Genomic DNA, 3,160 nt, shown 5'->3' with positions numbered 1-3,160 from the left:
TATTAATTCCCAAAGGAAAACATGTGCAAATTTATCAACCTGGAAGTAACTCGTATTTACAAGCAATTCAGAAGTTTATCCAAAAGATAGAGTCTCAAGAGTAAGAAATAGAGCCATCGGCATGGGCTTTGACACGATTTAAAAATAGAGTTTTCTCTAAACTAATCTATAGAATATCAGTTGGGATCTGTGGGATAATCGCTATTTTGACACCATAATTGAACGTAGCTATAAGGCACTAGTAGTTCGCCAAGGAAACTTGGCTCTTTTAAGGGGAAGGGGGAAAGGGTTTAAATCCCAAACCCAGTTCCCTTTCCCCAATTAAGAGTCCTCACAAGCGCATTTTTGGGTTGGCAGACTACTAGGAATTGGTGAAGATATTATTATATATAATTGAGTAATTGTTAATACTTGGTTAGAGCTTGTCAAAGAACGAGTTGTAAATTTGCACTGGAGCTTTGATGGCTACGGCAACTCCTTTGGTGTACACCACATCTGCGATCACCAGCCACATCGGGCGCTTGAGCGATTGCCTCCGGTAGGCGGTCACGCCATCGCTACATCTGCAATCACCTTCACATTTTCCCAGCCAGAAGGAAGATAGTCGTAACTCTTGACCCTACCCACGCATCAATAGCGGAATTTCCGGTATAACTAATAACTTGAAGAAACCTGATTAAAGAGAGTAACGTCTACAAAGAGCAAATCTCTTTTATCTTACATTTCATTCTAGCCGCCTACTTAGCTGAGAACCACCCAAGCGTAGCTAATGACTCCTAAAATTGCTATACCAACAATTGCTTCTCCTTGCTCATTCAAAAAATGGTAAAAGCTATTCAAAACGTAGTTTAATGCTGCCTGGCGACTTTTACCTAATTCAGTCATCAGCAATTTAACCCTCGCATCTACCTCTTCAATAGAGACTTCACCTTTTTGGTAAGCAACTTCTAACTCATTTAACTTGCACCAGTATTCTTTGGTATCTTCCACAAGGTTAGGAAACATAATTGAAGATATATTTAACAATGTTAACTTTCATTACGATTCTATCTTGCCAGCTAAAGCAGATGGTTCTGTCGATTTGGTGATATTTTCTCGAAGATCAAGGGTTGAGCTGTATAAGTTGAGCTATATAAATAGACGCAACAAGCGTAGTAGCTTCCGGCGGAAATTCGTCCCAACTAGGGAAACCCTGTAAAATGGCTGCACCTTGAATTGATAGGGACTTAACCGTAGCATCAGGCAACCAGATATCAGCGAATTTGCTCCGGTTGCAGCCCTTGTGGTCTGTGAAATGGGAGCGCAATATCGTGTTACAGGGCAAGTGTGCAGGTTTATACTTGGACTGTGAACGTCCCCCAACTCTTTGTATTAGCAATGGTGTTGGCGCATTCCCGGCTAAAAATTTCTCCAAAGCTTGTTGCTGTTTGGGTAACAGGTATGAATCAGCCATCGTGGGGATGAGATGGGCGATCGCTTAGTACCAACCACAAGGTTTACTTTCCCTTGGTAGGGCAACCTGAAAATCCTTGCTTGCAGTCAGAACTAACCGCCGCCGCGCCTGGGGTAGTCCGAAGTCAGCCATGTTGACCACACTATAATTAATCAAGTATCTATAACTTTCGAGAGTTTCCAAAATAGCAGCGAAACTCTGACTATTCTGATAGCGCGGGACATTCTCTAGCGTAAACACCCGTGGCTGCAACTGTCGAATGGCTTCTGCAACTGCGATCGCTGCACTCAGGTCGTCAGCCGTTTCAATGCCCTTGCCCGCTTTCGCTGTGTGGGCTTGGCTAAAGTTGGCGCACACCGGGGAGGCGTGGAGATAGTCGGGGCGGCGGGGAAAACCTATGAATCCTGACTGTGCTACTTCTTGAACTGTTTGTTGGATTATTCTACAGCCGTACTCGCTAAAGTTGTGGTGATGGGTTTTGGCGATAGCCCTGCTCAGTTCTGGTTTACTTGGGTCAAATTCTACTGCAATGACTGGGCAAATACCAGCTTGAAGCATCCCAGCTTCAATCCCACCGCCACCAGCGAAAAGTACTACGGCGATCGGGGCATCATCTGGCAGAACTGGTTTTTTGTCTGTGTTATCAAAATTTTTGCAGACATCTAATTTTGGTGATGTTTTTTTGGATTTCGCTTTTTTGATAAAGGCGATAATATCTTCCCTAATTGCCCCCTGTTGTTGCATTAGACGAATCATTGGGACAGCACCAGGGGGAATTGAGCCTATACTTCGACCTTTCCATACTCCATCAACTCGTTCTTCCCAGTTAAAACCCCATCGCCACTGAATCGGGTTGCCTGGGTCACGTTGGCCTATAACTTGTGGGTAAAAAACTATTGAGCCATCAAGTAGCTTTTTCTTTTCGAGATACGGATAGAGGCATCCTTGGCTATGAAGTTGTGAGCTTTTAAGGTCGTCCTCTAAGAATTTTTCGGGTGTCGCAGATAACTCAAATATTACTGATTTAGTCATGCAGCCACCTCCATGACCAAATCATCGGGTACTTCAAAAATTCCCAACCGCCCAATGTAAGGAATCGGTGTAATCTCGCGTGGATTCTCCAGCTTCCAATGGTATTGCCCAGCCATCCCCCAACCAGACGCAACTTGTGAAAACTGGCAATCAACTATTGTGACAATACCGATAACTTGGCCGCGACGTAGAGAGATTAGTTCTGGGATTATTACCCCCATGCTTTGGCAAAATTCTCTGGCTAGCTGATACTCTTTCTTGGTACAGGTTTTTGCAGCGTGAATCAGAATGTCGCCGCGATAATTGATAGGCCAGCCACGGTTTTCTATGTTTTTGGTGGAGTGAATGATTGCCCATGCCCAAGGCTGACGGACTGAAAGTGCTTTCACGGTGTTTTAAAACTCCAATGACTGAACATAAGTGTCCGATGCGGCAATTACCAGAGATATAGATGCAACTGTGCAACTACCTAATAACTTCTTATTTATAGGTTTTGAAAGCTCATTATTGATAGAATCCGAAAAAATAAAAGCTGTTCATTTTGGTATAAAGTGGAAAGCATCATGCGCTGATTTCCACATTTATTTTGTTGTTATTTTTAGCAGTTACAAATTTACTCAAGTCTCTATTTATCTGTAGAGTGTGGAATGATAAAGACAGAGAAATAGTAAACTG

The 3,160-nt window shown here is 43.2% G+C and carries 5 protein-coding genes; 1 reads left to right on the top strand and 4 read right to left on the bottom strand.

Features of this window, described 5'->3' with window-relative positions; genetic code table 11:
- Window positions 1-445 precede the first annotated feature (445 nt).
- Window positions 446-604 carry a hypothetical protein gene (locus ACWATR_RS39100; protein ID WP_460345510.1) on the top strand — a complete coding sequence of 53 codons (159 nt, stop codon included), beginning with the start codon at window positions 446-448 and terminating at the stop codon, window positions 602-604.
- A gap of 137 nt (window positions 605-741) precedes the next feature.
- Here ACWATR_RS39100 and ACWATR_RS39095 read toward each other — a convergent pair whose 3' ends face one another.
- From ACWATR_RS39095 to ACWATR_RS39080, 4 genes are all read right to left on the bottom strand, one after another.
- Window positions 742-1,005, bottom strand: a complete 264-nt coding sequence (locus ACWATR_RS39095; RefSeq protein WP_190733477.1) for a hypothetical protein — start codon at window positions 1,003-1,005, stop codon at window positions 742-744.
- A gap of 97 nt (window positions 1,006-1,102) precedes the next feature.
- Window positions 1,103-1,453 carry a hypothetical protein gene (locus ACWATR_RS39090; RefSeq protein ID WP_460345506.1) on the bottom strand — a complete coding sequence of 117 codons (351 nt, stop codon included), beginning with the start codon at window positions 1,451-1,453 and terminating at the stop codon, window positions 1,103-1,105.
- Between the two features lie 24 nt (window positions 1,454-1,477).
- Window positions 1,478-2,485 (bottom strand): DNA cytosine methyltransferase, encoded by a 1,008-nt coding sequence (locus tag ACWATR_RS39085; RefSeq protein ID WP_460345503.1) that lies wholly within the window; start codon window positions 2,483-2,485, stop codon window positions 1,478-1,480.
- Window positions 2,482-2,874 carry an ASCH domain-containing protein gene (locus tag ACWATR_RS39080; protein WP_460345500.1) on the bottom strand — a complete coding sequence of 131 codons (393 nt, stop codon included), beginning with the start codon at window positions 2,872-2,874 and terminating at the stop codon, window positions 2,482-2,484. The genes ACWATR_RS39085 and ACWATR_RS39080 overlap by 4 nt, the downstream gene beginning before the upstream one ends.
- Between the last annotated feature and the right edge of the window lie 286 nt (window positions 2,875-3,160).

This window comes from Nostoc sp. UIC 10890 (genome assembly GCF_054786515.1).
The sequence above is the reverse complement of the archived record's forward strand: the minus strand, read 5'-3'. Positions and strand labels throughout refer to the sequence as shown.